Origin of the sequence: Rhodococcus sp. ZPP, assembly GCF_017656075.1 — a bacterium.
Classification (GTDB): Bacteria; Actinomycetota; Actinomycetes; order Mycobacteriales; family Mycobacteriaceae; genus Rhodococcus_F; species Rhodococcus_F oxybenzonivorans.
The window spans coordinates 59,042-84,722 of record NZ_CP058642.1 but is presented as its reverse complement, the minus strand read 5'-3'; the positions used below and the strand labels follow the sequence as shown (position 1 = coordinate 84,722).

General features: G+C 64.9%; 27 protein-coding genes and 1 pseudogene. 14 read left to right on the top strand and 14 right to left on the bottom strand.

Annotated elements, in window-relative coordinates; genetic code table 11:
* Positions 1–248: 248 nt before the first annotated feature.
* Both HYG77_RS38450 and HYG77_RS38445 read left to right on the top strand, forming a co-directional pair.
* Entirely contained in the window at positions 249–626 is a 378-nt protein-coding gene (locus tag HYG77_RS38450; protein WP_109336405.1) for a hypothetical protein, read from the top strand.
* Positions 613–1,131, top strand: a complete 519-nt coding sequence (locus HYG77_RS38445) for a hypothetical protein (protein WP_109336404.1) — start codon at positions 613–615, stop codon at positions 1,129–1,131. The genes HYG77_RS38450 and HYG77_RS38445 overlap by 14 nt, the downstream gene beginning before the upstream one ends.
* 260 nt (positions 1,132–1,391) lie before the next feature.
* Here the strand turns inward: HYG77_RS38445 and HYG77_RS38440 are convergent, their stop codons facing one another.
* On the bottom strand, positions 1,392–2,051 hold the full coding sequence (locus tag HYG77_RS38440) for a TetR/AcrR family transcriptional regulator (protein ID WP_109336403.1): 660 nt from the start codon (positions 2,049–2,051) through the stop codon (positions 1,392–1,394).
* 127 nt (positions 2,052–2,178) lie between these two features.
* On the opposite strand from HYG77_RS38440, the gene HYG77_RS38435 reads away from it, so the two are divergent.
* The 3 genes from HYG77_RS38435 to HYG77_RS38425 are packed head-to-tail and all read left to right on the top strand — an operon-like array spanning position 2,179 to position 4,781.
* Positions 2,179–3,774 (top strand): MFS transporter, encoded by a 1,596-nt coding sequence (locus tag HYG77_RS38435; protein WP_109336402.1) that lies wholly within the window; start codon positions 2,179–2,181, stop codon positions 3,772–3,774.
* Positions 3,771–4,220, top strand: a complete 450-nt coding sequence (locus HYG77_RS38430) for a universal stress protein (protein ID WP_109336401.1) — start codon at positions 3,771–3,773, stop codon at positions 4,218–4,220. The genes HYG77_RS38435 and HYG77_RS38430 overlap by 4 nt, the downstream gene beginning before the upstream one ends.
* Before the next feature lie 21 nt (positions 4,221–4,241).
* Positions 4,242–4,781, top strand: a complete 540-nt coding sequence (locus HYG77_RS38425; RefSeq protein WP_204165075.1) for a PaaI family thioesterase — start codon at positions 4,242–4,244, stop codon at positions 4,779–4,781.
* A gap of 522 nt (positions 4,782–5,303) precedes the next feature.
* On the opposite strand, the gene HYG77_RS38420 is transcribed toward HYG77_RS38425, so the two are convergent.
* Positions 5,304–5,891, bottom strand: a complete 588-nt coding sequence (locus HYG77_RS38420) for a helix-turn-helix domain-containing protein (protein ID WP_109336400.1) — start codon at positions 5,889–5,891, stop codon at positions 5,304–5,306.
* A gap of 399 nt (positions 5,892–6,290) precedes the next feature.
* On the opposite strand from HYG77_RS38420, the gene HYG77_RS38415 reads away from it, so the two are divergent.
* Positions 6,291–6,593, top strand: a complete 303-nt coding sequence (locus HYG77_RS38415; RefSeq protein WP_230990492.1) for a recombinase family protein — start codon at positions 6,291–6,293, stop codon at positions 6,591–6,593.
* The gene (locus tag HYG77_RS40470) at positions 6,505–6,720 is read left to right on the top strand and encodes a hypothetical protein (RefSeq protein ID WP_230990491.1); all 216 of its coding nucleotides are present in this window, start codon (positions 6,505–6,507) and stop codon (positions 6,718–6,720) included. The genes HYG77_RS38415 and HYG77_RS40470 overlap by 89 nt, the downstream gene beginning before the upstream one ends.
* 425 nt (positions 6,721–7,145) lie before the next feature.
* Here the strand turns inward: HYG77_RS40470 and HYG77_RS38410 are convergent, their stop codons facing one another.
* Positions 7,146–7,526, bottom strand: coding sequence for a hypothetical protein (locus HYG77_RS38410; protein WP_109336399.1), 381 nt, complete (start codon positions 7,524–7,526; stop codon positions 7,146–7,148).
* A 497-nt stretch (positions 7,527–8,023) separates the two neighbouring features.
* On the opposite strand from HYG77_RS38410, the gene HYG77_RS38405 reads away from it, so the two are divergent.
* Entirely contained in the window at positions 8,024–8,830 is an 807-nt protein-coding gene (locus tag HYG77_RS38405; RefSeq protein ID WP_162603434.1) for a DUF2510 domain-containing protein, read from the top strand.
* A gap of 335 nt (positions 8,831–9,165) precedes the next feature.
* Here HYG77_RS38405 and HYG77_RS38400 read toward each other — a convergent pair whose 3' ends face one another.
* On the bottom strand, positions 9,166–9,891 hold the full coding sequence (locus HYG77_RS38400; protein WP_162603433.1) for a hypothetical protein: 726 nt from the start codon (positions 9,889–9,891) through the stop codon (positions 9,166–9,168).
* A gap of 522 nt (positions 9,892–10,413) precedes the next feature.
* Between HYG77_RS38400 and HYG77_RS38395 the strand changes: the two genes are divergently transcribed.
* Complete coding sequence (locus HYG77_RS38395; protein WP_109336396.1) at positions 10,414–10,974, top strand: recombinase family protein; 561 nt, start codon at positions 10,414–10,416, stop codon at positions 10,972–10,974.
* Between the two features lie 463 nt (positions 10,975–11,437).
* Positions 11,438–11,980, top strand: a complete 543-nt coding sequence (locus HYG77_RS41105; protein WP_250775892.1) for a DUF2188 domain-containing protein — start codon at positions 11,438–11,440, stop codon at positions 11,978–11,980.
* A gap of 105 nt (positions 11,981–12,085) precedes the next feature.
* Here HYG77_RS41105 and HYG77_RS38385 read toward each other — a convergent pair whose 3' ends face one another.
* A complete protein-coding gene (locus tag HYG77_RS38385; protein WP_109336394.1) occupies positions 12,086–12,430 on the bottom strand; it encodes an Lsr2 family protein in 345 nt (114 codons plus the stop codon).
* Positions 12,431–12,609: 179 nt separating this feature from the next.
* On the opposite strand from HYG77_RS38385, the gene HYG77_RS38380 reads away from it, so the two are divergent.
* Both HYG77_RS38380 and HYG77_RS38375 read left to right on the top strand, forming a co-directional pair.
* Positions 12,610–12,789: a hypothetical protein gene (locus tag HYG77_RS38380; protein WP_109336393.1), complete on the top strand. Its 180-nt coding sequence runs from the start codon at positions 12,610–12,612 to the stop codon at positions 12,787–12,789.
* 106 nt (positions 12,790–12,895) lie between these two features.
* The gene (locus HYG77_RS38375) at positions 12,896–14,158 is read left to right on the top strand and encodes a zinc-ribbon domain-containing protein (protein WP_109336392.1); all 1,263 of its coding nucleotides are present in this window, start codon (positions 12,896–12,898) and stop codon (positions 14,156–14,158) included.
* Positions 14,159–14,416: 258 nt separating this feature from the next.
* On the opposite strand, the gene HYG77_RS38370 is transcribed toward HYG77_RS38375, so the two are convergent.
* Complete coding sequence (locus HYG77_RS38370) at positions 14,417–15,088, bottom strand: DNA ligase (RefSeq protein WP_348273612.1); 672 nt, start codon at positions 15,086–15,088, stop codon at positions 14,417–14,419.
* 36 nt (positions 15,089–15,124) lie between these two features.
* On the opposite strand from HYG77_RS38370, the gene HYG77_RS38365 reads away from it, so the two are divergent.
* A complete protein-coding gene (locus HYG77_RS38365) occupies positions 15,125–16,378 on the top strand; it encodes a site-specific integrase (RefSeq protein ID WP_208964529.1) in 1,254 nt (417 codons plus the stop codon).
* Positions 16,375–18,765 carry a site-specific integrase gene (locus HYG77_RS38360; protein WP_208964528.1) on the top strand — a complete coding sequence of 797 codons (2,391 nt, stop codon included), beginning with the start codon at positions 16,375–16,377 and terminating at the stop codon, positions 18,763–18,765. The genes HYG77_RS38365 and HYG77_RS38360 overlap by 4 nt, the downstream gene beginning before the upstream one ends.
* A gap of 105 nt (positions 18,766–18,870) precedes the next feature.
* Here HYG77_RS38360 and HYG77_RS38355 read toward each other — a convergent pair.
* The 8 genes and pseudogenes from HYG77_RS38355 to HYG77_RS38320 all read right to left on the bottom strand — a co-directional run.
* Positions 18,871–19,466, bottom strand: a pseudogene (locus HYG77_RS38355) (arsenic resistance protein); the annotation flags it as partial.
* 234 nt (positions 19,467–19,700) lie between these two features.
* The gene (locus HYG77_RS38350; RefSeq protein WP_244461598.1) at positions 19,701–20,078 is read right to left on the bottom strand and encodes a hypothetical protein; all 378 of its coding nucleotides are present in this window, start codon (positions 20,076–20,078) and stop codon (positions 19,701–19,703) included.
* A gap of 930 nt (positions 20,079–21,008) precedes the next feature.
* Positions 21,009–21,824, bottom strand: a complete 816-nt coding sequence (locus HYG77_RS38345) for a cytochrome c oxidase assembly protein (protein ID WP_109336390.1) — start codon at positions 21,822–21,824, stop codon at positions 21,009–21,011.
* Positions 21,821–22,366: a DUF2243 domain-containing protein gene (locus HYG77_RS38340; protein ID WP_109336468.1), complete on the bottom strand. Its 546-nt coding sequence runs from the start codon at positions 22,364–22,366 to the stop codon at positions 21,821–21,823. Before HYG77_RS38340 ends, HYG77_RS38345 begins: the two co-directional genes overlap by 4 nt.
* Positions 22,367–22,445: 79 nt before the next feature.
* The gene (locus tag HYG77_RS38335; protein ID WP_109336389.1) at positions 22,446–23,798 is read right to left on the bottom strand and encodes an MBL fold metallo-hydrolase; all 1,353 of its coding nucleotides are present in this window, start codon (positions 23,796–23,798) and stop codon (positions 22,446–22,448) included.
* Positions 23,799–23,884: 86 nt separating this feature from the next.
* Positions 23,885–24,658 carry a sulfite exporter TauE/SafE family protein gene (locus tag HYG77_RS38330; RefSeq protein ID WP_109336467.1) on the bottom strand — a complete coding sequence of 258 codons (774 nt, stop codon included), beginning with the start codon at positions 24,656–24,658 and terminating at the stop codon, positions 23,885–23,887.
* A 53-nt stretch (positions 24,659–24,711) separates the two neighbouring features.
* Entirely contained in the window at positions 24,712–25,125 is a 414-nt protein-coding gene (locus HYG77_RS38325; protein WP_109336388.1) for a DUF302 domain-containing protein, read from the bottom strand.
* Positions 25,126–25,329: 204 nt separating this feature from the next.
* Positions 25,330–25,599 carry a metal-sensitive transcriptional regulator gene (locus HYG77_RS38320; RefSeq protein WP_109336387.1) on the bottom strand — a complete coding sequence of 90 codons (270 nt, stop codon included), beginning with the start codon at positions 25,597–25,599 and terminating at the stop codon, positions 25,330–25,332.
* Positions 25,600–25,681: the final 82 nt, after the last annotated feature.

Below are 25,681 nucleotides of genomic sequence, written 5' to 3'. Positions count from 1 at the left end.
CGGGGCGTCGTAGAGCGATTGGAGTGTCACGGGACGGGTCACGGTGTGGTGTGGATCTGCGCGACGAGCGTGGGTGATGACCGGCGGCGAAGGGATCGCCGGGTCGCGACCCGGCGATAGACGTAGCCCTCCACACGCGCCCCACCGTCGACCTCGGGCCCTTCCCCCTGAGTGAGGACATCGTGAACACTGGGTCGTGAAGGTCCCAAGAGGAAGAGGGTCGTGGCATAGTAGGAGATCAGATCTCGGTGAATGCAGCACGTCTGGTTTGGCACACCGGCGACGCCCCGGCGCGGCTCGTGCTCGACGACGTGCCGTACCGGATCACCGATCGGCTCGCCGATGTCACCGACCGTCGCACCACCGCGGCGCCGCCCTCACCTGCCGCCTCGACGTTCGACCCGAGTCCGCTGCCACCGCTCCCGAACGTCGACACCGGCGCTTTCCGCGCCGTGGCGCGCGAACAGCTTCCGCGCGCCGAGTCCGACCGGATCGCCGAGCTCTATGACCATGGCCGCACCGCGTGCCGCTGGCTCGCCGACTGCGACACCGCAGAACTCGACCACCGTGCGCGCCGGCCACCGGGGACGGTCCGGTGGAACCGTCACACCTGTGAGTGTTGCTGACCGCGCTGGTGCAGAGAGTCCGACCAACCGGCACACCGTCACCATGCTGCGCGCCGCCCAGCACGGATTCGCCCAGCACGGATTCGCCCTGCACGGCTATCGGCTCGAGCTACCACCGCAGCAGTTGCCCTACATGGTAGGTCCGGGGCTGACCACCGGCCCGTTCACCGCCGAGACCGCCGCCCGGATCCGGGAGCGGATCGCCCATCCTGTCCGCGCCGGTGCGCTCGCCACCGCGCTGATCACCGGCGTCGGCTACGGCACCCTGGTCTCGATACCGATCACCGCACTCAGCGATCGCGCCGATGTCCTGCTGGCTGGAATCCCGCCGCAGCGGGCCGCACCCGGCGCACTCGCCGTCCCACCCACCGCTCGACCGCTGCTGGCCGCGGTCCGCACCTTCCAGGTCCTGCGCCGGTGCCGAGCCGCACCGTGCGCTGTTTCGCGGAGGCCTCGGGCGGCAAGGGCCGCGACGTGCGGGAGTCCGCCGATTGCTGCGGGCTGACGTTAGCGGCACTGGCCCGCGCCGCCGGTGGCGATGGCGCGGTTGGCGGAGCAGCTGGAAGTTGATGCTTCGCTGATCGGTTCGTATCCATCTTGGTCGACATCGACGCCGAACTCGCCCCACCGGCTACCGGCCACTTCGCGTGCGCGACACCCTGTTCTGATCGGAGCGATCAGGTGCGGCCTACGTATCTCTCTTCGGTCCGGGCGCTGTACGGTCCGGAGGTGGACACCACGGTCGGGGTGAGGGCGGTCGACGATTCAGTCGTCGGTCGGTGCGTTTACGGCCGTGGCTGTTGGGTGGGTGGCGAGGAAGTTGTCGACGAGCCGGGCGCAGTCGTCGTGGTCGATGGTGCGTAGTCCGGTGAGGCGGGCGAACACGATCGGGCCGATGAGTTCGATGATGGCGAAGGTGGTGTCGAGCTCGCCGAGCATGGCGCGGGCGTCGGGGCTGGTGAGGACCTGGTCGAACGGTTGGCGGTATTGCTCGATGACGCGGGCGCGCAGCGAGGTGACCGCGGCCGGGTCGGTGTGGTCGTCGCCGATGGAGCCCATCGCCAGCCAGGCCAGGGTGGTCATCTGCACCGGGGCCTGTTCGATGAGGTCGGCCTGGGTGGTGAGCAGCGCGATGAGCCGCTCGCGCACCGAGGCGGTGCCGGTGGGGGCGTCGACGTGGGGAAGCAGCCGTTCGAAGGTGGCCGCGAGCAGATGGGTGGTGCTGCCGAAGTGCCGGTAGAGGGTGGCGCGCGCGACCTTCGACACGCGGGTGACCGCCTCGACGGTGACCGCCTCGACACCGCCGGTGGACAGCAGATAGGTGGCCGCGTCGAGCAACCGGTTGCGTGAGCGTGCCAGCCGCGGATCGGCCTGCTCGTCGTCCGCGGCGACCGGGTCGGTCGCCGGAGGGGCCGGGTCGGTCATGGCCGCGCTTTCCTCCGATTCGTGCCGTTCGGCTTTGGGTATGGGTGGACTCTATCCCACGCCTCGACCACTATGATACTAAGGGTCTCGCACAGAGACCATTGGTCTTCATCGTCGGGAGGTACCGGTGAACACGCACGGGACGGACACTGTCGAGATCGCCCGGTGGACCAGGGCCGAGTGGTGGATGCTGACGGTGTCGTGCCTGGCGGTGGCGCTGGTCGTCGCGGCGATGGCGGCGTTGTATTCGGCGTTGCCGCAGATCGCGGTCGAGACGGGGGCGACGCAAGCCCAGCTGACCTGGATCGTCGATGGCTACACACTGGTGCTGGCGTGTCTGGTACTGCCCGCCGGAGCCGTCGGTGACCGCTACGGGCGCCGCGCGGTGCTGGTGGCGGGGTTGGCGGTGTTCGCCGCCGCCTCGGCGCTGCCGCTGTTGCTGGGCGACCCGGTGTGGCTGATTGCGGCGCGCGCGCTGGCCGGGGCGGGCGCCGCGCTGGTGATGCCCTCGACGCTGTCGATCCTGACCGCGGGGTTCGCCCCCGCTCATCGCGGCCGGGCGGTGGGGGTGTGGGCCGGGGTCGCCGGGTCCGGGGCGGTGCTGGGAATCCTCGGTACCGGGGTGTTGCTCGAGCGGTGGTCGTGGCTGTCGGTGTTCGTCGGGTTGACCGTGGCCGGGACGGTCATGGCGGGGTTGGCGTGCACCATCGCCGAGTCCCGCCAGCGTGAGCATCCGCCGGTGGACTGGGTGGGCGCGGTCGCGGTGGCGGTTGCGGTCGCGGCGATCGTGTTCGCCGCGATCGAGGTCCCCGCGCGCGGCTGGGCCGACCCGCTCGTCGCCGTCAGTGCGGGGGTCGGTCTGCTCGCGACGGTGGCGTTCGTCGTCGTCGAGCTGCGTTCCTCGGCGCCGCTGCTGGATGTGCGGTTGTTCACCCACCGCGGTTTCGGTGCCGGCGCGCTGTCGGTGACCATCCAGTTCCTGGTCACCTTCGGCGTGTTCCTGCTGCTGGTGCAGTACCTGCAGCTGATCTTCGGTTATGGGCCGCTGGCCTCGGCGGTGGCGTTGGCGCCGATGGTGGTGCCGCTGGTCGCGATCTCGGTGATCGCGCCGTGGCTGTCGAGCCTGGTCGGATTGCGGGTGATGACCGTTACCGGCCTGCTCGCCATCACCGCCGGACTGGTGCTGGTGAGCCGGTTGACCCTCACCGCGCACTACCCCGAGCTGCTGTGGCCGCTGCTGATCATGAGCGCGGGCCTGGGGTTGTGCACCGCCCCGGCAACCTATGCCATCGTCGCCGACACCCCCGAGGCCAAACACGGGGTCGCCGCCGCGGTCAACGACGCCGCCCGCGAGATCGGCGCTGCGATCGGGATCGCCGTGGCCGGCAGCGTGCTCGCCGCCGGCTACACCCACCGCATCCAGCCCGCCCTGCCCCGGCTGCCCGAGCCAGCCCGCGGCCCGGTCGCCGATTCCCTGGCCGCCGCCCTACAGGTCGCCGACGAGGCCGGACCGGTGGCCCGGCCGCTGGCCGAGTTCGCCAAGGCCGCGTTCGTGCACGGCAGCGGCCAGGCCGCGCTCGTGCTGGCCGCCCTCACCGCCGCTGGGGCGATCGTGCTGGCTCTGCTCGCCCCCGGACCCACCCCTCGCCGCACACCGCGCGCCCTCACACGTCCACCCCGTCCCACTGAGACGCCCGCCGCTCGCGAAAGACGCCCGTCATGACGGCCTACCGCACGATCATCGTCGACACCGACGGATCCGACCGTTCCTACCGGGTGGTCGACCAGGCGGCCGAGCTGGCCCACACCACTCACGCCCGACTACTGATCATCTGCGCCCGCCACGACATCGACGAACGCGCGGTCGGCACCGACCTCGACCGGCTCGGACCCGACGCCTATCTGCTGCGTGGGAGCACCCCCACCGACACCATCTTGCGCACCGCCCACCAGCACGCCCTCGCCCACGGTGCCACCGACATCGAAACCCATATCCTGCCCGAACCCCTCCTGCCCGCATTGCTGCACCTGGCCGCCACCGCCGCCGCCGACCTCATCGTCACCGCCAACCCCCACCGGTCACCACTGCTGGCCCGGCTGCTGTCCATCCCACCGATCGAGCTTGCCCGCAAAGTCCCCTGCGACATCCTCATCGCCGCCACCCGGTAGACAAACCCACAGAAAGCACTCATGACCGAGGACACACCCCGCACCGGCACACACGAGCCCGGATCCGAACCCTGCGAGGCCGAGGACTCGATCCCCACCTTCCCCGTGGTCGCGTCCGGATCCGCCGACCTGCCGCCTCACCACGACCACTGCCTCGGCTGCGGACCGGCCAACCCTCACGGCCACCAGCTGCGCGTCCGACGCGACGCACACGGCGTCCACGCCCATCACCGTTTCGACTCCCGCCACGTCGGCGCCCCAACGATCGCCCACGGCGGTGCGGTCGCCACCGTCCTCGACGACCTGTTCGGATTCCTGCTCTACACCGTGGGAGAACTCGCCGTCACCCGCCACCTCGCCATCGACTACCTCGCCCCGGTCCTGCTCGACACCCCCTACACCCTCCGCGCCCACATCCACGCCCGCGACGGCCGCAAACTACACCTGCGAGCCACCATCGAAAACGACCACGCCCACGTGGTGACCACCGCCACCGCCCTGTTCCTCATCGTCGACATCGACCACTTCCTGACCACAACACACCAACCCCACCACCGGTAACACCCCCAGATTGCGGCAATGCCCACGCACACGAAGACACACAACGCCGCAGATGGAAACCCCCTGATTTGCTCCGTAAGCCGTCACCAACGGAACACCACATCGGATGAATACCCGTCCAGCTCACCGGTGTTACCTAGAGATGTCCCGCGAACCGTCCCGTTGCACCCCCGCGATCCGGAACAATCCGGAAGATGGGTAAGCCCTTCCGCGTCGGATACTGCCGCGGAGCGCGACAACGGACGCCGGGCGTGCCTCGTCCGCGCTAGTTGATAACACTTATCGGATAGTGAAAATGGTTGGGGGAGCGGGCCTTTCAGTTCCTCGGCCGTCCTCGATCTGAGCGTTCGTCGAGCAGATTGCGCAGCATGTCGGTGACCTGTTGCTCGTCGCGGAAGCCGCCATAGCTGCCTTACCGCAGCCCCGTTGCGGCACAGCTATCGCGACATCTCAACGGTATGGTCCCAGTGGCGGCCAGTTCGGCTTGGCGGCACCAGGTAGGCCAGCGTGGTCGCCCAGGGATCAGTCAGCGGCATATGCGTGGCCCGGACACAAGAGATCCGGGGTGACTGCCCATTCCGCTGCAGTGAGCCATCGTCGAACGGGCTCGGCCAGGTTGCCGTTCTTCGCTTGCTCGGCGAGCGCGCCGGCGATGATGGGTCCGTCGCCGCAGACGCTGCAGGCGATGTCGAATGCTGGTTGCCCGGGTTCGCAATGCCGACAGTGGTGGCGGCTGATGACCCTTCCCCGGCGATTGGGGTCGGCGTGGACCCAGGTCACCGCGAGGTCGGCACGTTGGTGTGCTGCCTCGGCGCGAGTGGTCGGCTCATGTCCGCAGGTCGGGCACGTCCGAGGCGGGCGGACTGGAGGATCGGTGACCACGGCGCTCGCCTGCTCGGCCGGTGCGCGGTCCATCTGCCGTTTGTTCAGATGTCCATATACCGTGGTGCGCGGCAATTTCAGCATGCCCGAGATCTGGGCGACGGTGTGCTCGCCGGCGTCGTAGAGGCGTTGAGCGAGTCCGATCTGATCCGGGCTCAGCTTCGACGGCCGGCCGCCCTTGCGGCCGCGTGCGCGGGCGGCGGCCAACCCCTCTCGGGTGTTCGCCATTATCTAGATGCGAAGCATTCAGAATCTGGCTCCAAGTTGCGGAAATCACGACTGATGACCGTAATCGGTCTATGAGTTACGTGAGCGACAGGCGCTGGGCCCCAGTCGATTCTTCTACCGTTCCCGGTCGCCGACAGATCCCTCGATTCGCCGCGCGCGCCGACAGTCGGCGTGTCGATACCGGTCGAGCTCGTCGCTGGCTGGGGGCTCGGGCCCCGGCGTGGCAATTCAGCAGACGATCAGAGTTGCAATGGCTCCGGCGACACAGCAGTGCCGTGAGGAGGCAACGATGGCACGGGCTGGTTCGGTTTTTCAACACCATCACGAATAGCCATTATTCAGGGTAAATACGTCGGCTCTCGACGTCGAAAACCAGGGTGGTCGGGGTATTGTCGACGCATGTTGCTCGGCTACGCGCGGGTGTCCCCCGCGGATCTGAACCCGGATCATCAGGTCGACACGTTGCGCCGGGCCGGGGTGGCGGCCGAGGACACTTACATCGATCACGCGAGCGGCGCGAAGGCGTCGCGCCCGCAGCTGGATCTTGTGCTCAAGCTGCTCCGCGACGGCGACCACGCTGGTGATCACGCGACTCGACCGCCTCGGCAGGTCGGTGCTGCACCTGATCACTCTCGGCGCCGAGCTGCGCGAGCGCGGGGTCGGGCTGAGGGTGCTCGAGCAGGGCCTCGACACCGCGTTTGAGTACCGTCCATGCATCGTTCTCAAGCTCGCCCACGCGTTCGCGCTGCTGCCGAAAAGACAGGCGACGCCCCAGCAAGAAGATGGCGATGGTGACGCTGAGCGAGGTTATCGATACGGCGAGGGATAGAAGTCCCATCCAGGTAAAAGAAGCAGGCATTCGGTGAGGGTATCCGCAGGCCCAGTGGTGGTCGCTCGGCTCGCGTTGCGGCCACTGACGCGCCGGTGGGTGTCCAAGAAACGGCCCTTTTCGAGACACCGAAGCGCCGAGATGCGGCACGGTGCTTCGATTGGGCATCGAAGGCGGGTGGGCCGCACGCGGCCAGTGGGGTGGGGTGGGCGAGTGCTCGCACTTGGGTGTAGATGGGTCGACCAACAACCGCAGCTCGGTGGCCGGAAATGTGTTAGTTGGGCAGGCGCGGCATTTCATGATTGCTGCAAAATGAGACACGACACACTCACGATGCCTCGTCGGCTTCCTTCACCACCTTGACGCTCGCATGGTCCGTGCCCCGGCCGAAGTCAATTACCCCGAGGAAAACCTGTTCAGAAAGCTCAACACGTAGTCGGTACGCGTGCAGTCCGGCTTGAGATGAACCTCGATGATCTCCGTTGCACAGCAATAATGCGGCCACCTTCCTGTGTACCTAGCGGATTGACGAGGATCCCACCTGACGCGCCGAGGTACTGAATCCGGAAGGCGAATCCGCCCACGGTCGCCTGATCAACTCTCCTTTTGGGGTACCGTTTGCACTCGATAAGGACAATTCCTTCGTCGCCGAGCTTCACACCTTTGCCGTCGACCTCCCAGGACGTACCAACGTCACCGACGAGCGTCTGCTTGCCCTCAACTCGCTCTAGCCCTAGCTCGGCGGCGACCTTATCTAGCAGGAAGTTTGCTACCTCTTCGTAGTCCTGCCACAGCTCGCTCTTCATGACCCCTATTTTGCCGCCAACTGGGCCTGCTGATGTGCGAGAACACCGGTCGTGAAAACCTGATTCAGGCACTGAATTGCCTGCTCGAGGGCGGTCGGATGTTTCTGAGACAGTCATGCCCCATGAGCGGTTCCAATTCCTTCCGCCCCTTCAGACTGGCCAACGGCTCGTCGTGTGGACCACAGCGGCCCTTCCGCCGCTGCCGTGGTCCCAAGTCCGGGAGGCAATTCTCATGCGACGATCCAGGATTTGTCGGCCGTCGACGGCGTTACCTGGTTCGATGGCATGAATGAGCTCAAGGAGGAGTAACCGATGTCTGCCTCTGGTGGGTGTCGGTGACCACACCCACCCCGATGTCCGTGTCACCGAGGGCAGTCGGTGCCTTGCCCGGATCATCATTGATCGCCGCGTCGCGGATGTGCTGACCGTGGCTGGGTGACACAACTGTGAACTACTAGGCAGCCTGACCAGCCCTTCTCGTGAGAAAGTCAACCCACATGTCGAATCCGTTTTACCCCCAGCAGCCGCAGCGCCCGCAGGGGCCGCAGCGCCCGCAGGGGCCGCAACCGGGCCAGTTGGGGCAACCCACTGCAGGTCAGTCTCCGAAGCCGCCGAAGAAACCGTTCACGCCGCCGTGGGCGCCTCGTGAACCTGATGCTCCAAAGCGGAACTGGCCGTGGATCGTCGGTGGCATCTTCGCCGTGCTGATCGTCACTCTGGGCGTTGCCGCGACGGTGAATGACTACGATTCGCCATCGGCCGCGGACGCCGCGCGGAACTCGACGACGGCCCGCATCACCCGGACCATGACCCCGGAGGAGGTGGCGGCGAGGACCGCGCAGCAGGAGCAGGCCCGCCGGCAGCAGGAGGAGCAGCAGGCCAAGCGACAGGCCGCGATTGACGCGGAGAAGGCTCGGCTGGCTGCGATCGAGGCTGCGAAGTGGGATCGGTCTACGTACGAGACGCTGAGTGACCGGGATTTCGCGCTGGTGATGAAGAATCCGGATGCGAACAAGGGCAGGAAGCTGGTTGTGTACGGGCATGTGACCCAGTTCGATTCGGTGACCGGACCCGAGCGGTTCAGGGCCGACACAATGGCTGCGCCACAGGACTACAGCTTCCTCTACGACAACAACACCGTGGTCACCGGGGCGGTGCCGATATTGACAAATGTGGTATCCGGGGACTTCGTGACCATGTACGTCGAGGTAGTCGGTTCGCATACATACTCGACGACCCTGGGCGGGGAGACGACGGTACCGAAGCTGAACGCGCTGATGCTCGATGTAACCGGATCCAGTTAGGACAGGACACCCTTCGACGAGGAGGTCCCCTCGAATGCAATCAATGCTGGTATTGCTTGCATTCAGATGCTGGTCCCTTGGGCCGCATACAGTTGCCGATGGAAATCGAGCGTCAAGATCTCCACGCATGGATCAGTGAAGTCCACGATCGAGTCGATGCACGCCGCGATCGGCGACAGGGTTGCTGCACCTCGGAAACAACCGATACCGCGACCGTCTCAGCTTCGGTCGTTACCGGGAGCTGGTCTCATGAGACACCACAAGGGATCGCTTGCGGGGCGCATCCTGCATCATCGGGAGATGACTTCACCCGCAGGGTCAGCGAGACGGCGTTTCTAACGCGGGCGACGCAGCAGAACCTCTTGAACATTCTCTACATCGGCAACCCACGCATGGATCTCGCTGGAACGCCAGGACAGAACTTCCATCATTCCCGTGTAGCACTGGGACAAGTCGAATCGAGAAGTGTCCGAGATGGGTTCATGATGTCCCATACGATTTCTGATCCTGCGCACCCGTTCGTACCTCGTGCGCAGCGCATTGCGGTGATCGCGGATAGGTTCGGCGGAATCAACGTTCGGAAAGACGGTGCAGAGGTAGCTATTCCAGAAATCGGCATCATGCCGTTGAGTGAACATCTTCTCCCAGAATGCCATTTTCAGTTCGGGAATCACCTTGCCCGGTGTCGGATGGAGACGGCTCTGCTTCTGGAGATCTTCCCGTGCGCCGTACCCGGCGGGCCGGTTCGTGCTTCTGTCACGCGGCGCGGGTGGAAGTTTCGCGTGGAAGGAGGCGTCGTGAGTCCAATTCGGTCCGTGGACCTGGGTCACAGCATCGCTCACAGCATTCCGTACGGTGACTTCGAAAACGTGCATCACAGTCCACAGGGCCGCAGCGATCTCGGCATTCCATCGATAGAGCCTAAGAGCAGCAGCCAGCGGATCCTCGCCCTGATCGCAGGTGACCAGCGGAGGGTGATATGACCCAACTCGACCAGGCGAGAGGCATTTCTCGATAGCCTGCGCATCGGCAGGGGTCATTGCGTAGGAGGCCGTAGGCATGTACGGTGTCTACCACAGAGCCATTGAGGATCGTGGGCCGAGTGCCTCCCTCTAGGACATACGAATAGTGAAAGAACCCCCAGGGAAACCTGGGGGTTCTTTCGTGTGCGCGTCTGCGGGCCGTCCGGATGATTTTGCGGATAGCGTCCTCGGCCGCTTCCCGTCGCCGGCCCATGTCCCGAACGAGCTGAGCTGCACGGGTCCCGGTAACCCCGTCCGGTGAAGGAATCCCGAATCGGGACGGCGAACGGGACACCAGTTGGGTCCGCTCTGGATAGTTATGCGCTGTTTCGGGTTGTCTCTCATTCGACCATTACTGAGACGCCCGGAGTTGAGACACCGGACGGGAATCGAGTGCGTGCGGCCGCGAGTGGGCCGAACGAGACCGACGGCTGCTCGGCAGGTGTCCAGGAGTCGAATCGATGGGAAGCGTTACCGAATTGTTATGTGTCTCAGAAACCTGTCTCACCCTCTTGGGTGCCCACTGGAGGGTGTCAGACGTTTCTGGGACAGTCATCGCCTGTGAGCGCCGTATTCGGGTATCTGAGGGTAAGTGGCACCGATCAGGTGCTGGATTTGCAGAGGGACGCTCTGGCGGCCGCCGGGTGTTCGAGAGTCTGGGAGGAAGTGGCGAGCGGTGCCAAGAAGGACCGCCCCGAACTGCTGGACCTACTCGGGCATCTTCGCGCCGGCGACACCCTCGTAGTGTGGCGCCTGGACAGGCTCGGGCGATCGTTGAGCCATCTGATCGAGACGGTCGAAGACCTTCAGGCCCGCGGGGTGGCGTTCAAATCGCTCACGGAGACGATCGACACTTCATCTCCTGGCGGGATGCTGATCTTTCAAATATTCGGTGCCTTAGCGCAATTCGAGAGGGCGCTTATCCAAGAGCGGACGGTTGCCGGTCTCGCCGCTGCCCGGGCACGAGGCCGGATCGGCGGGCAGCCCAAGGCGATCGATGCGGCGAAGGCACGTCACATCCGACAGATGGTCGAGGCGGGAACCCCGAAAACTGAAATCGCAGCAGTTCTAGGGATTGGCCGCGCCACGCTATACCGGCATCTCTCGGCCACATCGCAATAGAGGCGTTGTCTCATGGACGGCGACTGCTGTGCCGAAGGGCCGGATGCGGAGATCTCGGCACTCCATGAACAACGCCAAATTCGCGGATCTATTACTCCGTGAAGTTCTGTGGAGCAGCCGTAAAAATGTCTATGCATTGCTGCTGCGAGCAGATATAGCCTTGTCAGAATTTTGTGTCAAATCGGCTATGCAGCTCGGCATCGAAGTCTCCGTTCGGTCTTCTGTACCAAGTTTCGTTTGAGGCGTCTGGCGTCAAATCTGACGGCTCGAAGTCCACTTCCGGGACATTCACCCTTGCGGTGTCCGAGCTTGGCACAGGTGACCGACAGGGGGCATTACGGGATTTCTGCTATGTGACGAATGGCACATGGGCAATTTTCAGATGCCGTGAGCAGGGAGAACGTACTGACGAGTAGGGCGTCGGGCACATAAATGCCGGTCGTTCGTCTCAAGTAAAGCGGAAATGTTGAAATCGGGTGCTAACTTAATTTGGAGACAGCAGAAAACCTCGAAACAACTCGGGGGGACTGAAAGTTTCGAGGTGTGTATTTATCTGCATTTTGCCGATGCACAGATGACCATACCTCGTGGCTCTAAGACCGCAAGATGCGGGGCGGAGATTCTGGTCTGGATAGCTGCCCTTAGGAGTTGTGCACATGGGTACTATCCGTCGAATCACTATCCGCCCGGGCCAGAAGAAGACGATCAGCGTGCCTGGTCCGATTCGCAAGGTCACCATCACGACGAAGCCTGGGCGGTAGAGCGCGTGGCTACCAAGAAGAACATCCACGTCGTGAAAAGTGGCGATGCCTGGAAGGTCAAGGTCGAAGGGAACTCCCGGGCAAGTGCTGTGACCGGGACGCAGAAGGAGAGCATCGCCAAGGCTCGTGAACTTGGTCGTGCAAATTCCGCCGGCGCTGAACTCAACATCCACGGTGTGGATGGAAAGATCAGGGCTAAGGACTCTGTTCCGCCTGCCACCGATCCCCGCAACACCCCGGGTTAAGAGGACCTGCAAAACTCCCGGTTAAACAGGCACCCCGGTCCATTCGGACCGGGGTGCCTGTGCACGATCGAGGTGCGAGAAGGCCGCGACATCAGCCTCGGAGCTTCAGTGGGCGGCGTGGAAGGCCTGCTCGACCTCAGTGGGGATACGGCCGCGGGAGGAGAGCTCGTAGCCCTGCTCGAGCGCCCAGGCGCGAATCTTCTGCGTTTCGCCCCGCGGCCGCTTCCCGGCAGTGGCGTTGTCCGGCCGGTCGGAGCGGTGCTTGCGGCCGCCGACCCGGGTGGAGTGCGCGATGTAGTACTCGAAGGTCTCGCGGAGTTCCTTCGCATCGTCCTTCAAGTCGATCACGTACTCGACGCCGTCGACCGCATAGTGGATGCTCTCGCCGTCCTCACCGAAGGCGGTGCCGTCGATGTCGTCGACCATCTCAACTACGACCCTGCGTGCCACAGATTCCACTCCTCAGTCTCCGGTACAGACCGGATGACAGTACTGGCAGCATCAGCGTCTCGACACGCCCGACATTTTGTCGTCTTTGTTAGGCTCAGCGATGCCGTACGGCATCGCTGCTGGTCAAGGCAAGCAACAACCTTCTTCGGGACTCCCGAGGTTTGGCTACCGTTCGCGCCATGACGAACTTTCTCGCTCCCTTGGCATGGCACCTGATGGTTCTCGGTGCGATCGCCGCCGCAATCGGGTACCTCTCGTCCAGAGGTGTCATCTTCCGGATGAAGATAAGCACTGAATTCCCGGTGCTGTTCGGTCGCCTGGGGGTCTTCCTCATAGGGTTCATGACCTTGCTGGCCTAGCGCTTCATTCAAGGGTCGCAGCGACTTTCAATGGGTTGCGTCGGGTGCAATTTCGCGCAATTGATACAAGAGAAAGTCTCTTTACCAATAGAACTCAAGGGGGGGTATGCGTTTCAAAGACGAGCACCCAGAGCTGTTTCAGCAACTACATCGGGCCCGCAATGCTGGGGTCGATCTTGATTCGATCTCGGCCTCTTCGCACGAGATGCTGTGGTGGCGATGCCCCGTGGGACACGAGTGGCGAGAAACACCGCTGCAGCGGCGATCACACGCGACGTGGAAGAAGGGGGACCTCCACGCATGCCTGTACTGCGTGGCCCCTGGCTGCGTTGTTTACAGTTGCGGTCACCGCAGGTTCCGGAGCAGTGAATCCACCTTTCGTGTACTCGCGGACCCGTGCGACAAGTGCGAGGTCACAGAGCACACGCGGCTGATCCTCGACGCGCATGAGGACTCGGCCGCGGCCGCGGTCCGCATCCTCGACGACAGCCCGCACTACGCCCTTTTCTGCGGCAGAGCGGCCGACACAGTCGAGTGGTGGGTAGAGATCTTCCCGCTGGTGGAGGCGTACTTCGTGCGGATGGTGAGCCTGTACGTCGCTATTGCGACCGTCGAGCATCGTCCCATGCTGAGCTACCCGGCATCGAGGTTGCTCGGCGCGTGCATGCTGCGCATCCTCGACGCGCTGCCGCAGAGTTGCCGGGAGGAGATGCACTCGGCTGTGCCGGAAGATGCCGGCCGCTTTCATGACCGGTATGTTCCCGGCGAGCATTCCATCCAGATCGGATGGGCGTTGAAGAAGCTCGGCTTCGATATTGTCGACGCTGCCCTAGATGACGATTTCGAGCGGCGCGTGCAATTCTGTGAACAACAGCGGTTCACGGCGACCGGTGCGCTGCCTCCGGTCAACCTCGCGAATCGGCACTACCCCAGCTTCGATCACATCGTCCGTGACCGTGAGAGAGGAGCGTCGTCCGAGCTGCGGCGGTTCCGGCCGAAGCAGCTTCCCGCGCGTTTAGCGGCCTTACGGGTCACGCTCCCCACAGTCTCACCCGCCGAACCCGACGACCCTCTCGGCCGAACTCACGTCGGTTACGCCCCAGGTCTCACGTCACAGGAACTGTGGGAGCGTGGCCGGGGGATCTGGAAGTTCCGGGCAGATCATGTCGCCGCATCGAAGATCATGCTTCTGGTCCACGACAAGACAGTTGTGCTGGTTGCGTCGATCACCGGACTGACCCTGCACCGCGGCGGCCTGGCCATCCTCGGTGAGCCACTCACCGATCACCCTCTCATCGGTAGGCCGGACCCGCTGCATACACCGAATCCCCTTGCTCACGGCATCATCAATCATGGACAGGCCCCGTGAGCAGCTGAACCTTCCGAAGCGGCAGTGAGCCCCGCCGGAATACCGCCAGCTCGGCCCATGTTGAAGAGGGCGACGGTGGCGCTCATACCCCGGGTACCACACCAGAAAAGTCGCTGCGAGCGACCGCTTGCCGAGAGGCGATATGGCGTCACTGTCACCCCCGAGCCGGGTAAGACCTACATTGCGTAGCGTTCCAGGCGTAGGGGATTAGGAGCCGCTGACGCCGGGGAAGGTGTCGGCGGCTTTCCTCTGGCCGGCCTACAGGTCCTCCGCACGAACCGATTGAAAATCGACGTCGAAGCGCCGACCCTTCAGAGAGGGATGCCGTAGCCCACCGGCCGTGTGCGCCCTGTAGGCGACGTCCACGACCAGCCGAGGAGTGAGCCACTGAATCCCAGGGAAGGTCTCCGCGGCTGCTGACGGGTCCGTGAGAGGGCTGCTAGGGCGCTCCAGCGGCCGGAAGTCCTCCCGGAGCTGTCGGCGCATCGGCACCGTGAGCCCGGAAGAAACGGAACCCACCTGGATTAATCTATTCTCGGCGTCGTACGCTCCGAGGATCAGTGCCGCGACCGAACGGCTCGAGCCGACGAACCCGATCACCAAAACCGAGCTGCGCGTGCGGATTGCGTGTTTGATCCAGGATCTGCTCCGCTGGCCCGGAAGATAGATCGAGGTCGATCGTTTAACCAAGATCCCCTCCATGCCAGCGCTTCTCGCCGCATTGAGCATGATCTTGCTGCTCTGATTCTCCCAGTGCGGAGGGACCGTGATGGGAAGGCCGCCGACGTCCTGGATGATCGAATCCAGCACGGCCAGCTCCGCCCGCCGATCCAGGTACGACGCGCTCATGAGATCCAGGTCGCCGAGCACCAGAACTGTTGACCGGATTAGGGCGAGACACGCCGAGTCTGATCCCGGTATGCCCTTCATCTGCGGATAGGAATACGGGGCCTGAAAGGAGGCCGCGTGGTGTCGAGAAACGACAAGTTCGTCGTGGAGGATCTAGTGGTGCCTCGGTGGGGTCGCGTCGTCACAGCCGAGGGTGTGGTGCCGTTTTACGTGGTGGACGACGCCGGCGAGGTGCTTGCACCGGTGTCGGAGTTTCTTCAGGACTTCGTCGCCCGGGGGAACAGCGCCGGCAGCGTCCGCAGCTACTCCTTCGTACTGTTGCGGTGGTGGCGCTGGCTGCGGGTGGTCGAGGTTCCGTGGCAGCGGGCGACCTCCGACGAGGTGCGCGATCTGGTGTTGTGGCTGCTTCAGACGTCAAAGCCGCGCAACAGTGCCCGGACCGCATCGTTGGCAACGGTGGGGACGGTCAATACGGTCACACGCAAGCCGTATCTCAACGACAGGTATGCGGCCAGAACGGTGCGCCACAACAATGCCGTGCTGCGCAGTTTCTACGAGTACTGGATCGAGCGCGGCGAGGGTCCGTTGCTCAATCCCGTCGCCCAGAATCGTCGCGGAGGCCGTTTCCCGGTCACGCGCAGGAGTTCCGCGGAGCCGTTCAGGGATGCGGGGCGATTGCGGTACAACCCGAAGGTGCCCAGGCGGTTTCCACGCGCGGTTCCAGACGAGCGGTGGGATGAGCTGTTCGCGGCGCTGCAGTCGGACCGGGATCGGGCGATGCTGGCACTCGCGGTGAGTTCGGCAGCACGCGCTGGGGAGTTGCTGGGGCTGCGGTTTTGTGACGTCGACTGGGGAGATCAGCTGATTCGGGTGGTCCGTAAGGGGACCAGGGCACAGCAGTGGATCCCGGCGAGTTCGGAGGCGTTCGTCTGGCTACGCCTGGTGATCGCGGCCCATCCCTCCGGCCGGGCGGCCGATCCGGTGTGGTGGACGCTGCGGCGCCGAGACCGAGGGACCGGACTGCGGGTGCAACCACTGTCCTACGACGCGTTGCGTGCGGTGCTGCGACGGGCCAACACACGGCTGGCGACCAACTGGACGATGCACGATCTGCGGCATACGTGCGCTATCCGGATGCTCCGCGATGCACGGTTGTCGCTGCGGGACATCCAGATGATCCTCGGCCATTCGCATCTGTCGACCACACAGCTCTATCTCGACCAGGACGACCACGAGATGATCAGTCGCGTCCACGAGCATCTGAAGACGGTAGGTGACCGGCCACCGGCCACGGCGGTGGTGTCGTCGCCAGACGGGGCGGGCTATGACGCCGCGGACCTAGCGGTCCTGTTTGGGCAGGTGCCATCATGACCATCGATGCGCCGGAAATAGAGGCGCCTTACGTCACGAAATTGGCGTCTCCGTCCCGGTTCGTGCGGCAATCCTCCGCCCCGCTGCGGGTTGGTGCCGCAGACGAATTGAGCATCGAGGAGGTGATGAAACTGGTGCGGCGGCTGCCGCTGCCGCATTCGGAGTCGGATCCAAAGCGGAACAAACTCGCGCGTGGCGCCTTTCGTATCCTGCAATGGTTGGATGGCCATGACGGTGCCGGTTGGCAGGACAAGTGGATGGCCGCAGGCGGCGAGCACCGCAACTGGATGGACGAATTGTCAGTCGGGGACACCCGGTCGATGGCGTACCAGCGCCAAGAACTCACCATCGGGTTGACCGCGCTGTTCTTGTGCCGGGCAGTGTTGCCGAGCTATCACGTGTTGAATCGAAGCCGTTCGCGGTATGTATTCATCTTCAGTCGGTTGGTCCTCGACCCGGACGGGTTCACCGCGGCCGAGGAGGTCGCCAGACAGCTGGATTGCGCGACGAACCACCAGGACAGCGGCATCCGGGTACTGACCAGAATGGTCCTCTACACCGGGCGCGGGGTCCGCGAGCTGACCGCGCAGGATGTGCACGAGTATCACACCCTGTGCCGTGACGAGGTTCTGACGACGGTTGTCGGTATCTATCCGGCCTGGGACATCCTGCAGCGAATGGGAATCCTGGACCCGAATCTCACCCTGCGAGATCAACTTCGGCACGGCCAGGTCACCACCACCGCGGTGATCGACAGTTACAACCTCCGCACGGAGTCCGTCCGTGAGGTACTCATCCGCTATATGGACGAGCGGCGTACTCAGGTCGATTACAGCACCTTCCGCGCCCACGCCGGCATCATCGCCGGCACCTTCTGGCGTGACATCGAATTGCACCATCCGGAGGTCGACAATCTCCGACTCAATGATGACGTGGTATCGGCATGGAAGCAACGTTTGCACTTCGCAACAGGCAAGGGCGGCAGACCGCGCCCTCGTCGCCGCCGCATCGAGATACTGATGCGGATCCGGTCGCTCTACCTCGACATCCAGGAGATGGCACACGAGGACCCCTGGTGGGCGCAGTACGCCGCCCCGTGCCCGATCTCCCGCACCGAAACCCGCGGTCTCGGCAAGACGATCCGACAAACCCGCTCGGACATGCACCAACGGGTGCGCGAACGCCTTCCCCACCTCCAGAAGCTGGTCGACTCGGCCCGCGAACATCGCGACCGCCAGACAGCGCTCCTGGCCGCGGCCAGCGCGGTCGCACTCGGTGAGACCTTCGAGTTCGATGGCGACAGATATCGGCTGCGGAGACCGAAGATGATCAAGGATCGTGAACCCTCCGTGCAGATCGATAGCCTGCGCACCGGCGAGTCCATCAACATCCGGCAAGTAGAGGATGAAGCCTTTTGGGCATGGGCGATCATCGAAACCTTGCGGCACACCGGTGTCCGGGTCGAGGAACTTCTCGAACTGACACACCTGGCGTTGGTGTCCTACCGCATCCCCGAGACAGGGGAGCTCGTGCCGCTACTGCAGATCGCGCCGTCGAAGAACAACGAGGAACGGCTGCTGCTGGTATCCCCGGAATTGGCGAGCGTCCTCGCGACCATCATCGCCCGCGTGCGAGCCAAGAACTCCGGGACCGTACCGCTGGTAGCGCGCTACGACCCACACGAACGTGTCACCGGCCCTCCGCTGCCGCACTTGTTCCAACGCCGGCACGGAGCGAGGATCATCGTGATCGGGACATCGACGATCAAGACGACGCTCGCCGCCACCCTGACGCGCGCCGGTCTACGAGATGCCGCCGGCGCCCCGCTGAAGTACACCGCCCACGATTTCCGGCGGATGTTCGCCACCGACGCCGTCACCGGCGGGCTTCCCGTCCACATCGCCGCCCGCCTGCTCGGGCACCGCAGCCTCGACACCACCCAGGCCTACCTGGCGGTGTTCCAGGAAGACCTTGTGAGTACCTACCGCACCTTCCTCGACCGCCGGCGCGGCATGCGACCGACCGAGGAATACCGCGAACCCACCGAGCAGGAATGGGCCGAATTCCAAAAGCATTTCACCGCCCGCAAACTCGAACTCGGCACCTGTGGCCGCCCATACGGCACCCCCTGCAATCACGAGCACGCGTGTGTCCGGTGTCCGATGCTCCGCGTCGATCCGCAGGCGCGACCTCGGCTGGTCGCGATCATCGCCAACCTGCGCGAACGAATTCAGGAAGCGCGTCTGAACGGCTGGCTCGGTGAGGTCGAGGGACTGCAGACCAGTCTCAATGCCGCGGCCGCGAAACTGACGGCGGTTGATCGATCATCGTTCCCTCAGTCGGGAGCGGCTGACCTGGGCATTCCAGTCCTCAGCGGAAAGGTGTAATGAGTCTGACTTCCAGAAACGACCCTCATCGCTGACGACTCCCAGTCGTGATCGAATCCTGAACGCATCAGGGTATTCGCTGAACCTACCCGGCCCCGGGGACGATCAGGCTGGGGTGACGGCGCGGTCGGCGCGGACGAGTCGAGGAACCAGCCGCACGTAGACGACCATCCCGACGACCTCGACGAGAGTCTGAGTCACTACGACGACCGCGGCGACGGCCAACTGGTCCGGCAGGGCCAGGGCCAGCGGGAGAACGACCAGGGAATTGCGAGTCGCCCCGGTGAAGACCACCGCCCGCCCCGACGGGGCATCCAGCCGGAACGCGAGGGCAACCAGGGCCCCGGCGAAGGCCATCACCACCAGGAACAGCACATAGAAGGGCACCACCGCGGGCACGTCCGCGTCCCGCCCAACTTGGGGATCTGTGAGGCGACCACCACCAGGAGGGTGGCCGCCATCAGCGGCGCCATGATCGAGGTGGCCGCATCGGACACCCTCCTGCCCAATGGTGCACGGGCGGAACAGAACTGCGTCACCGACGCCAAGGCCAGAGGGATGACGATCAGCACTACGAACGCCTCCAGGAAGGGGCCGACCTCGACAATGTCGGACAAGTCCGAGCTCATGAACAGGAACAGGAAAAGCGGCAGCAGCAACATCTGGGTGATCAGCAGCAGCGGGGTCGCGGCGAGGAGTCGGCCGGCTACTGCGGAATCCCCGAGACCGCCGCCAGTTGCGAGATCCGATAAGTACTCATGAGATGACGGTAAACCTTCGAGTCGACTCGAAGGTCAAGCGAGGAATTGGAAAATCTTTCCAGCACGGAATACGTCTGCGCAGATCATCGCTCACATACTCACTCCCACTCGCGACAAACTTCGACCAGGTGGCAGTCCGGTTCGGTGTCTACGTAGAGCAGGTGCTGCGAACAATCACGTAGTCCGGTAAAGAACGTCAAAGGGTAGAAACGTCACAGGTATTCGACGTTGCAGCGGCTTCGTGGCATGGGCTACACCCAGGCGCCGCTGGAGCAGTCCGAACGAGGGCCGGCCGTGATCGAGCACGACAATCTCCCCGTCGAGAACGATGCGCCCGCGGCCACCGAACGCTGCCGTCAATGCCTCGGCGATCTCGGGATACGAGGGTGTCACCACGTTCAGGGCGCGGGTCCACAGCACCGGCTCCCGGCCCCCGCCCACCGAGGCCAGCATCCGGCACCCGTCGTACTTCATCTCGAAACTCCACGGCCGTTCCGCCGGGTCGTCCGGGAGTGCGCCGGCCGTGGCCAGCATGGGCGCGATCAGCCGCATACGCCCGATTGTGCCCGTGACCTGGGAGCTACGCAGGTAGAAGGCTCAGGACAGCGCCATCACCACGCAGCCGTCACCGCCCAGCCGTCGCCAGCGGCACGCACGTAGGTACTGGGTCAGTGCCAGGAGTTCCACCAGAGAACTATGGGCACCAGCCAAGGTGTCCACACCATCCAGCTGTCGCCCAACCCGTACGGGGGGATCGGAATCACAACCGTCATCGCCTCCGGGGTTAGGTGAATGGAAGCGACTGCCACCACATGCTTATTGCCACCCAGGCGTCGGTGAACTGAGGGAAAGCGTAGAAAAATCCCAGGTCCAACATGGCGACTCCTTGGTCGGAAACGGGCTCAGTTGAATGAAGCAACCCCCTCCTGCGCTGTGTATCGGCTGCCGGAGGCGGATCGGTACAGCTACCCAAATGAGTGGGCCCTTTAGGTGCGGGCCGGTGGTGGCGGGTTCACCCCCGAAGATCGCAAAGAGAAACAGGCCGCCACCCCTGCCAATCCGCGGTACACCGCGGATCAGGACCGTGATCAGATCAGCGGTCTGGGCAGTGAGTGGCGACCTGTTGCTCGTCGCGGTTGTCAGAGTAGATCGTCCCTCCGACATTTAGCCTCGGAGGGAGTCCGCAGGCGGGACGAGAAACTTCAAGGCGACGCTGAACGCGTATTTTCCTGGGCTGTCCAGTAGGGACTCGATGAGTGCATGGCCGTCCTCACCGATGCTGAGGATTTTGAACTTCGAAACCCTTGAGGGTGGAGCATCACCGTGTCACCAGTTGTCAAAAAGCGTGCGAGTTCGTGGATTCTCGGTCGTCCGACGCGTCAAACTCGCACGAGCTCGACGTAAAACCGGCGGAGGATGGTCGAGTTCCTCGACGGCGGGACGCGCGGCGCGGCTCCCGTGGCGCGTTCGGCGTCGGGATGCTCACGTCGCTGCGGAAGCCGCGAAGGTCCTGATCTGGCGTGTCGGCTGTCGTTGCGGGCGCCAGGTGAGCAGCAGCGCGACGGCGAGGAGTAGTTCGGCGATGTCGCCGCCGTAGTACATCAGCTCCCCGGCTCCCTGACGCTGGTCGGTCGGGACGGGGATCTGGACGAAGATCCCGGCGTACATCAGTTGAGAGATCACGGCATGTCCGGCGATCGCGACACCGAGCACCACCAGCCGGACCGGGACCGAGGGGCGGTGTGGGGCGGGGTCCGGGCCGGCGATGACCCAGGCGAACAGGCAGCCGGCCAGCAGGAAATGGACGTGCACGAGAAGGTGCAACGCCTCGTCGGTGGTGGTCGCGGTGTACAGCGGGGTGAAGTACAGGGCGACGAGGCCGCCGACGGAGAGGGCAAGGGCCACGACGGGGTGGGCGAGGAAATGTGCTGGGCGGGACCGCAGCACCCGGCCGATGAGGCGGCCGTGCACCGGGGAGATCGAGCGTAGGAGCAGGGTGATCGGTGCGCCGAGCACCAGGCCGAGTGGGGCGTACATTCCCAGCAGCAGGTGTTGGTGCATGTGGCCACGGAAGTCCCCGACCGGGTACGGGGACAAGGCCGGGGTCACGGCCAGCACGAGCAGGACGATGCCGGTGAGAAAGCTGGCGGTCCGCCAGAGGCTCCAGCCCCGGGGTTCGCGGCTGCGCTGCACGGCGAGGACGAGATAGACGGCGGCCACGGCTGCGATCAGGAGCAGGGCCACGACGGTGCCCGGACCGAGGGCATGGGTGGTGTGCGCGTCGTGTGCGGAGATCATCGCGGCGCGGTGGTGTCCGGACTCGGTTGCGCCGGTGCGGCGCTGCGTTGCAGCAGCCATCCGCCGGCGACGAGGACGGCACCGAGGGCGAGGAAGCCGAGGTCCCACCAGAGTTGGTGCTCGCCGGCGCGCACGTGGTGGATGCCGAGGAGGTGATGGTCGATCACGCCCTCGACGAGGTTGAACAGTCCCCAGCCGACCAGGACCCATCCCCAGAGCACCCGTGACGCCCAGATCCGGCCGCGGGAATGCGTGACGCGGGAGTACAGCAGCCCGAGGCCGACGAGGACCGCCAGCCAGGTGAAGGTGTGGAACAGCCCGTCCCAGACGGTGTTGATCTGCAGTCCGTGCACGGTGTCGGCCGGGTAGGTGTCGATGCCGACGTTGTCGGTGTCGGTGCTGGTGAGCATGTGGTGCCACTGCAGCACTTGGTGCAGCAGGATCCCGTCGACGAAGCCGCCGAGGCCGATGCCGAGAATGATGCCGGGCAACGCGATCCCCCGGGTGGGGGTGGCGGTGGTCTGACGTGCGGGTCCGACCATGTCGTCCTCCTGTTGCGGCATCCGCTCTCGTGTACCCCGGCTCGTGAGAAGCAATCAGCACCTCGGGGACAGCGGGCGCCTATGTCGTGCTGGTGATGTCGGTGTCCTTCGCGTTGTCGAAGTCGTCGTTGATCAACACGGTGGTGCGGTCGGGTCGGTCGATCATCGAGGCGGCGATGGAGGATCGGTAGCCGGAGGCGCAGTGCACCCAGATCTCCCCGTCGGGGAGAGTCCCGAGGCGGTCGGCGAGTTCGTGGAGCGGGATGTTGATCGCCCCGTCGATGTGGCTCGTCTCGTATTCGTTGCGTTGACGCACATCGAGGACGGTGATGTCCTGCTCGGGCAGTCTCTCCGAGAGGGCGGCGAAGTCGGCGACCCGGTAGGACCGCAGAGCGGTGCCGGCGACGAGGGTGTGGATTTCGCCGACCGCGGCGCCGTCGAGGTCGTCGATGCCGATGCGGACCAGTTCACGGCGGGCGTCGGCGACCTGGTCTTCGTTCTCGCCGATCAGGGTCAACGGTGCACCCCACTGGTAGAGCCAGCCGAGGTAGGTGACGAACGAGTCCGACAGCTCGAACCCGAGGGTCCCGCCGAGGTGGCCGGCGGCGAAGGCGGTGCGCTCACGCAGGTCCACCACCCATTCCCCGGCCTCGATGCGGCGGCGCAGCTCATCCGGGTCGACCAGTTTGGGCAGTGACAAATCGACCGGGGGCGGCCCTTCGGTGTTGAGCACGCCCATGTGCGCGTAGTAGGCCGGGTAGTCGGCCAGGCCGGCGAGGAGTTCGTCGACGTAGCGTTGTTCGTCCTGGGTCAGCGCCGGGTTGGTCTCGCGTTGTTCGCCGACGGTGGAGGAGTCCCCGGTGGCGGGGGTGGCGGCGCAGAAGCTGCCGAACCCGTGGGTGGGGTACACCTCGGTGCCCGGGGGCAGCTCGGCGGCGAGGCGGCGCACCGAGTGGTACTGGGCGTGGGTCAGCTCCTCGGTGTGCTCCTTGCCGAGGAGGTCGGTGCGGCCGGTGGTGCCGAAGAGCATCGATCCGCCGGTGAAGACTCCGCGGATGCCGCCGGTGGTCTCCCGCAGCACATAGCTGACGTGGTGGTGGGTGTGGCCGGGGGTGTGCATCACCTGCAGGAGGATGGGGCCGGCATCGATGAGGTCACCGTCGGACACGGCTCGCCGCTGGTATCCGACGTCGTCACCGGTGGGGACGACGTACTCGGCACCGGTGGTGCGGGAGAGCTCGAGGCCGCCGGTGACGTAGTCGTTGTGGATGTGCGTTTCGAGGACATGGGTGATCCGCACGCCGCGGTCGCGTGCCAGGGCAAGCACCCGGTCGATGTCGCGTTGCGGGTCGACGACGACGCCGATAGCGCCGTCGCTGATCAGGTAGCTGCGGTCGCCCAGGCTCGAAGTCTCGATGATCGACACGTCCAATTCTCGTACCTTCCTCACATGTTCTCTGTAGGCCGCATACCCGGGAGGGCATAGGTGAAACGTGTGGTGGTCGGCTCCCGCCCTCCTCAGCGGAGAAAGATCGTGTCGACCAGCACATAGGCGGCGACGACGAAGACGAGGTAGGCGAACCAGCGCTGCAGCCGGTCGGTGTCGACCCTGGTGCCGAAGTGACTGGCGATCAGGGACCCGGCGATGGCGGTGCCGGCGAACGCGGCGGTGATCGCCCAGTCGATGCTCGCGCCGCTCAGGTGAGAGATCAGACCGGCCGCCGAGTTCGCGACGATGATGACCAGGGAGGTGCCGATCGCGACTGGCATTTGCAGGCCGAGCATCAGCACCAGGGCGGGGATGATCAGGAAGCCGCCGCCGACGCCGAACAGGCCGGTGAGGAAGCCCACCGCGGCCGCGGCGGGGATGGATCGGGGGGCGCAGCGGCGCCAATCGATCCCCGAGTCCCCGACCGCGCAGGCGGTGCCGGTGTCGCCTCGGTCCATCAGCATCCGGATCCCGGCGACGACCATCACCGCGGCGAAACCGATCATGACCACCGATTGCGGCAGCAGGCGCCCGACCGCGCTGCCGGCGAAGGTGGCAGGAATACCGCAGGCGGCGAAGACGCCGGCCATGCGCCAGTTGATTTGGTGCTGACGAATTTTCGGGATGGCACCGATGAGGGAGGCGACACCGATCACCAGCAGGGAAATAGGGATGGCCTCCTCGAGGCTCAGTCCGAGGCCGAAGACCAGGGCGGGGACGGCCAGGATCGACCCGCCGCCGCCGAGGAGGCCGAGCAGGATGCCGATGATCGCTCCGAGCGCGAGCGCGAGCGCGACCGCTATGTCCACGATCCTCCTTCCCCTGCCGGCCCCGGGTGTGACGCTCCGGGTCTGGGCTACCGGTCGCCGGTGTTTCGGGTGAGGGAGTCGATGGCGGCCTGCAACGCGGCGGTGGCGTCGTCGGCGACGCCACCGAGCCCGGGTTGGTCGGCGACCTGGACCATCACCTGTGGGTTCATCGCGTCGATCAGCACCGCGCCCGGGTCGGCGGGGTCGGCGCGCACGACGACGTTGCACGGCAGCAGCAGCCCGATCTGCCGGTCCACGGTGACCGCGCGGTGCGCGAGCGGCGGATTGCAGGCGCCGAGGATCAGGTAGTCCTCCATGTCCTCACCGAGTTTCGCCTTGAGGGTGGCCTTCATGTCGATCTCGGTGAGTACGCCGAAGCCTTGCTCGGCCAGGGCTTGACGGGTCCGTTCGACCGCGTCGGCGAACGAGGTGTGCAGGGTGGTCGAAAGAGCGAGTGTCATGAGCGTGTCTGCCTTTCCGTCGAGTACTGGGGTGAGCGGTGGTGGTCGGCGCGGTCAGCACCCCGGAGGGGGCGGGACACCGCGCGGTGAGGCGCGGGACGCCGGCGGTGCAGCAGCAGGCTCGCCGGGCACCATCCCCCGCGCTGAACCGCAGCAGGAGAGGGTGCCGGTCATGTCACCTTTCCCCGTCGGCGGATCGGTTTCTCAGGCGAGGGCGAGGAAGAGCTTTTCGAGTTCGGCCTCGGTCATCGGCTCCTTGCCTTCCTCGGTCTCGCCGGTGAGGCATTCGCGTAGGCCGGTGGCGACGATCTTGAAGCCCGCCTTGTCCAGGGCCCGGGATACGGCGGCGAGCTGGGTGACGACGTCCTTGCAGTCGCGGCCCTGTTCGATCATCGAGATCACTCCGGCGAGTTGCCCGTGGGCCCGGCGCAGCCTATTGAGTACCAATGCAATGCTGTTTTCGTCGCCGACCATGGCGGTTTCCTTTCCTAGACCTCTCACCACTGTACCCCCAGGGGTATTGCTGCTGGGGTGAGTAACGTGTGCTGTGGCCCAC

Excerpts from the sequence above, each read along its gene's own strand:
- HYG77_RS38440 (WP_109336403.1), bottom strand. The coding sequence starts at position 2,051 with ATGACCGACCCGGCCCCTCCGGCGACCGACCCGGTCGCCGCGGACGAC.
- HYG77_RS38430 (WP_109336401.1), top strand. The coding sequence starts at position 3,771 with ATGACGGCCTACCGCACGATCATCGTCGACACCGACGGATCCGACCGT.
- HYG77_RS38425 (WP_204165075.1), top strand. The coding sequence starts at position 4,242 with ATGACCGAGGACACACCCCGCACCGGCACACACGAGCCCGGATCCGAA.
- HYG77_RS38420 (WP_109336400.1), bottom strand. The coding sequence starts at position 5,891 with ATGGCGAACACCCGAGAGGGGTTGGCCGCCGCCCGCGCACGCGGCCGC.
- HYG77_RS38415 (WP_230990492.1), top strand. The coding sequence starts at position 6,291 with ATGTTGCTCGGCTACGCGCGGGTGTCCCCCGCGGATCTGAACCCGGAT.
- HYG77_RS38410 (WP_109336399.1), bottom strand. The coding sequence starts at position 7,526 with ATGAAGAGCGAGCTGTGGCAGGACTACGAAGAGGTAGCAAACTTCCTG.
- HYG77_RS38405 (WP_162603434.1), top strand. The coding sequence starts at position 8,024 with ATGTCGAATCCGTTTTACCCCCAGCAGCCGCAGCGCCCGCAGGGGCCG.
- HYG77_RS38400 (WP_162603433.1), bottom strand. The coding sequence starts at position 9,891 with ATGCCTACGGCCTCCTACGCAATGACCCCTGCCGATGCGCAGGCTATC.
- HYG77_RS41105 (WP_250775892.1), top strand. The coding sequence starts at position 11,438 with ATGTTGAAATCGGGTGCTAACTTAATTTGGAGACAGCAGAAAACCTCG.
- HYG77_RS38380 (WP_109336393.1), top strand. The coding sequence starts at position 12,610 with ATGACGAACTTTCTCGCTCCCTTGGCATGGCACCTGATGGTTCTCGGT.
- HYG77_RS38375 (WP_109336392.1), top strand. The coding sequence starts at position 12,896 with ATGCGTTTCAAAGACGAGCACCCAGAGCTGTTTCAGCAACTACATCGG.
- HYG77_RS38370 (WP_348273612.1), bottom strand. The coding sequence starts at position 15,088 with ATGAAGGGCATACCGGGATCAGACTCGGCGTGTCTCGCCCTAATCCGG.
- HYG77_RS38360 (WP_208964528.1), top strand. The coding sequence starts at position 16,375 with ATGACCATCGATGCGCCGGAAATAGAGGCGCCTTACGTCACGAAATTG.
- HYG77_RS38350 (WP_244461598.1), bottom strand. The coding sequence starts at position 20,078 with ATGCGGCTGATCGCGCCCATGCTGGCCACGGCCGGCGCACTCCCGGAC.
- HYG77_RS38345 (WP_109336390.1), bottom strand. The coding sequence starts at position 21,824 with ATGATCTCCGCACACGACGCGCACACCACCCATGCCCTCGGTCCGGGC.
- HYG77_RS38340 (WP_109336468.1), bottom strand. The coding sequence starts at position 22,366 with ATGGTCGGACCCGCACGTCAGACCACCGCCACCCCCACCCGGGGGATC.
- HYG77_RS38325 (WP_109336388.1), bottom strand. The coding sequence starts at position 25,125 with ATGACACTCGCTCTTTCGACCACCCTGCACACCTCGTTCGCCGACGCG.
- HYG77_RS38320 (WP_109336387.1), bottom strand. The coding sequence starts at position 25,599 with ATGGTCGGCGACGAAAACAGCATTGCATTGGTACTCAATAGGCTGCGC.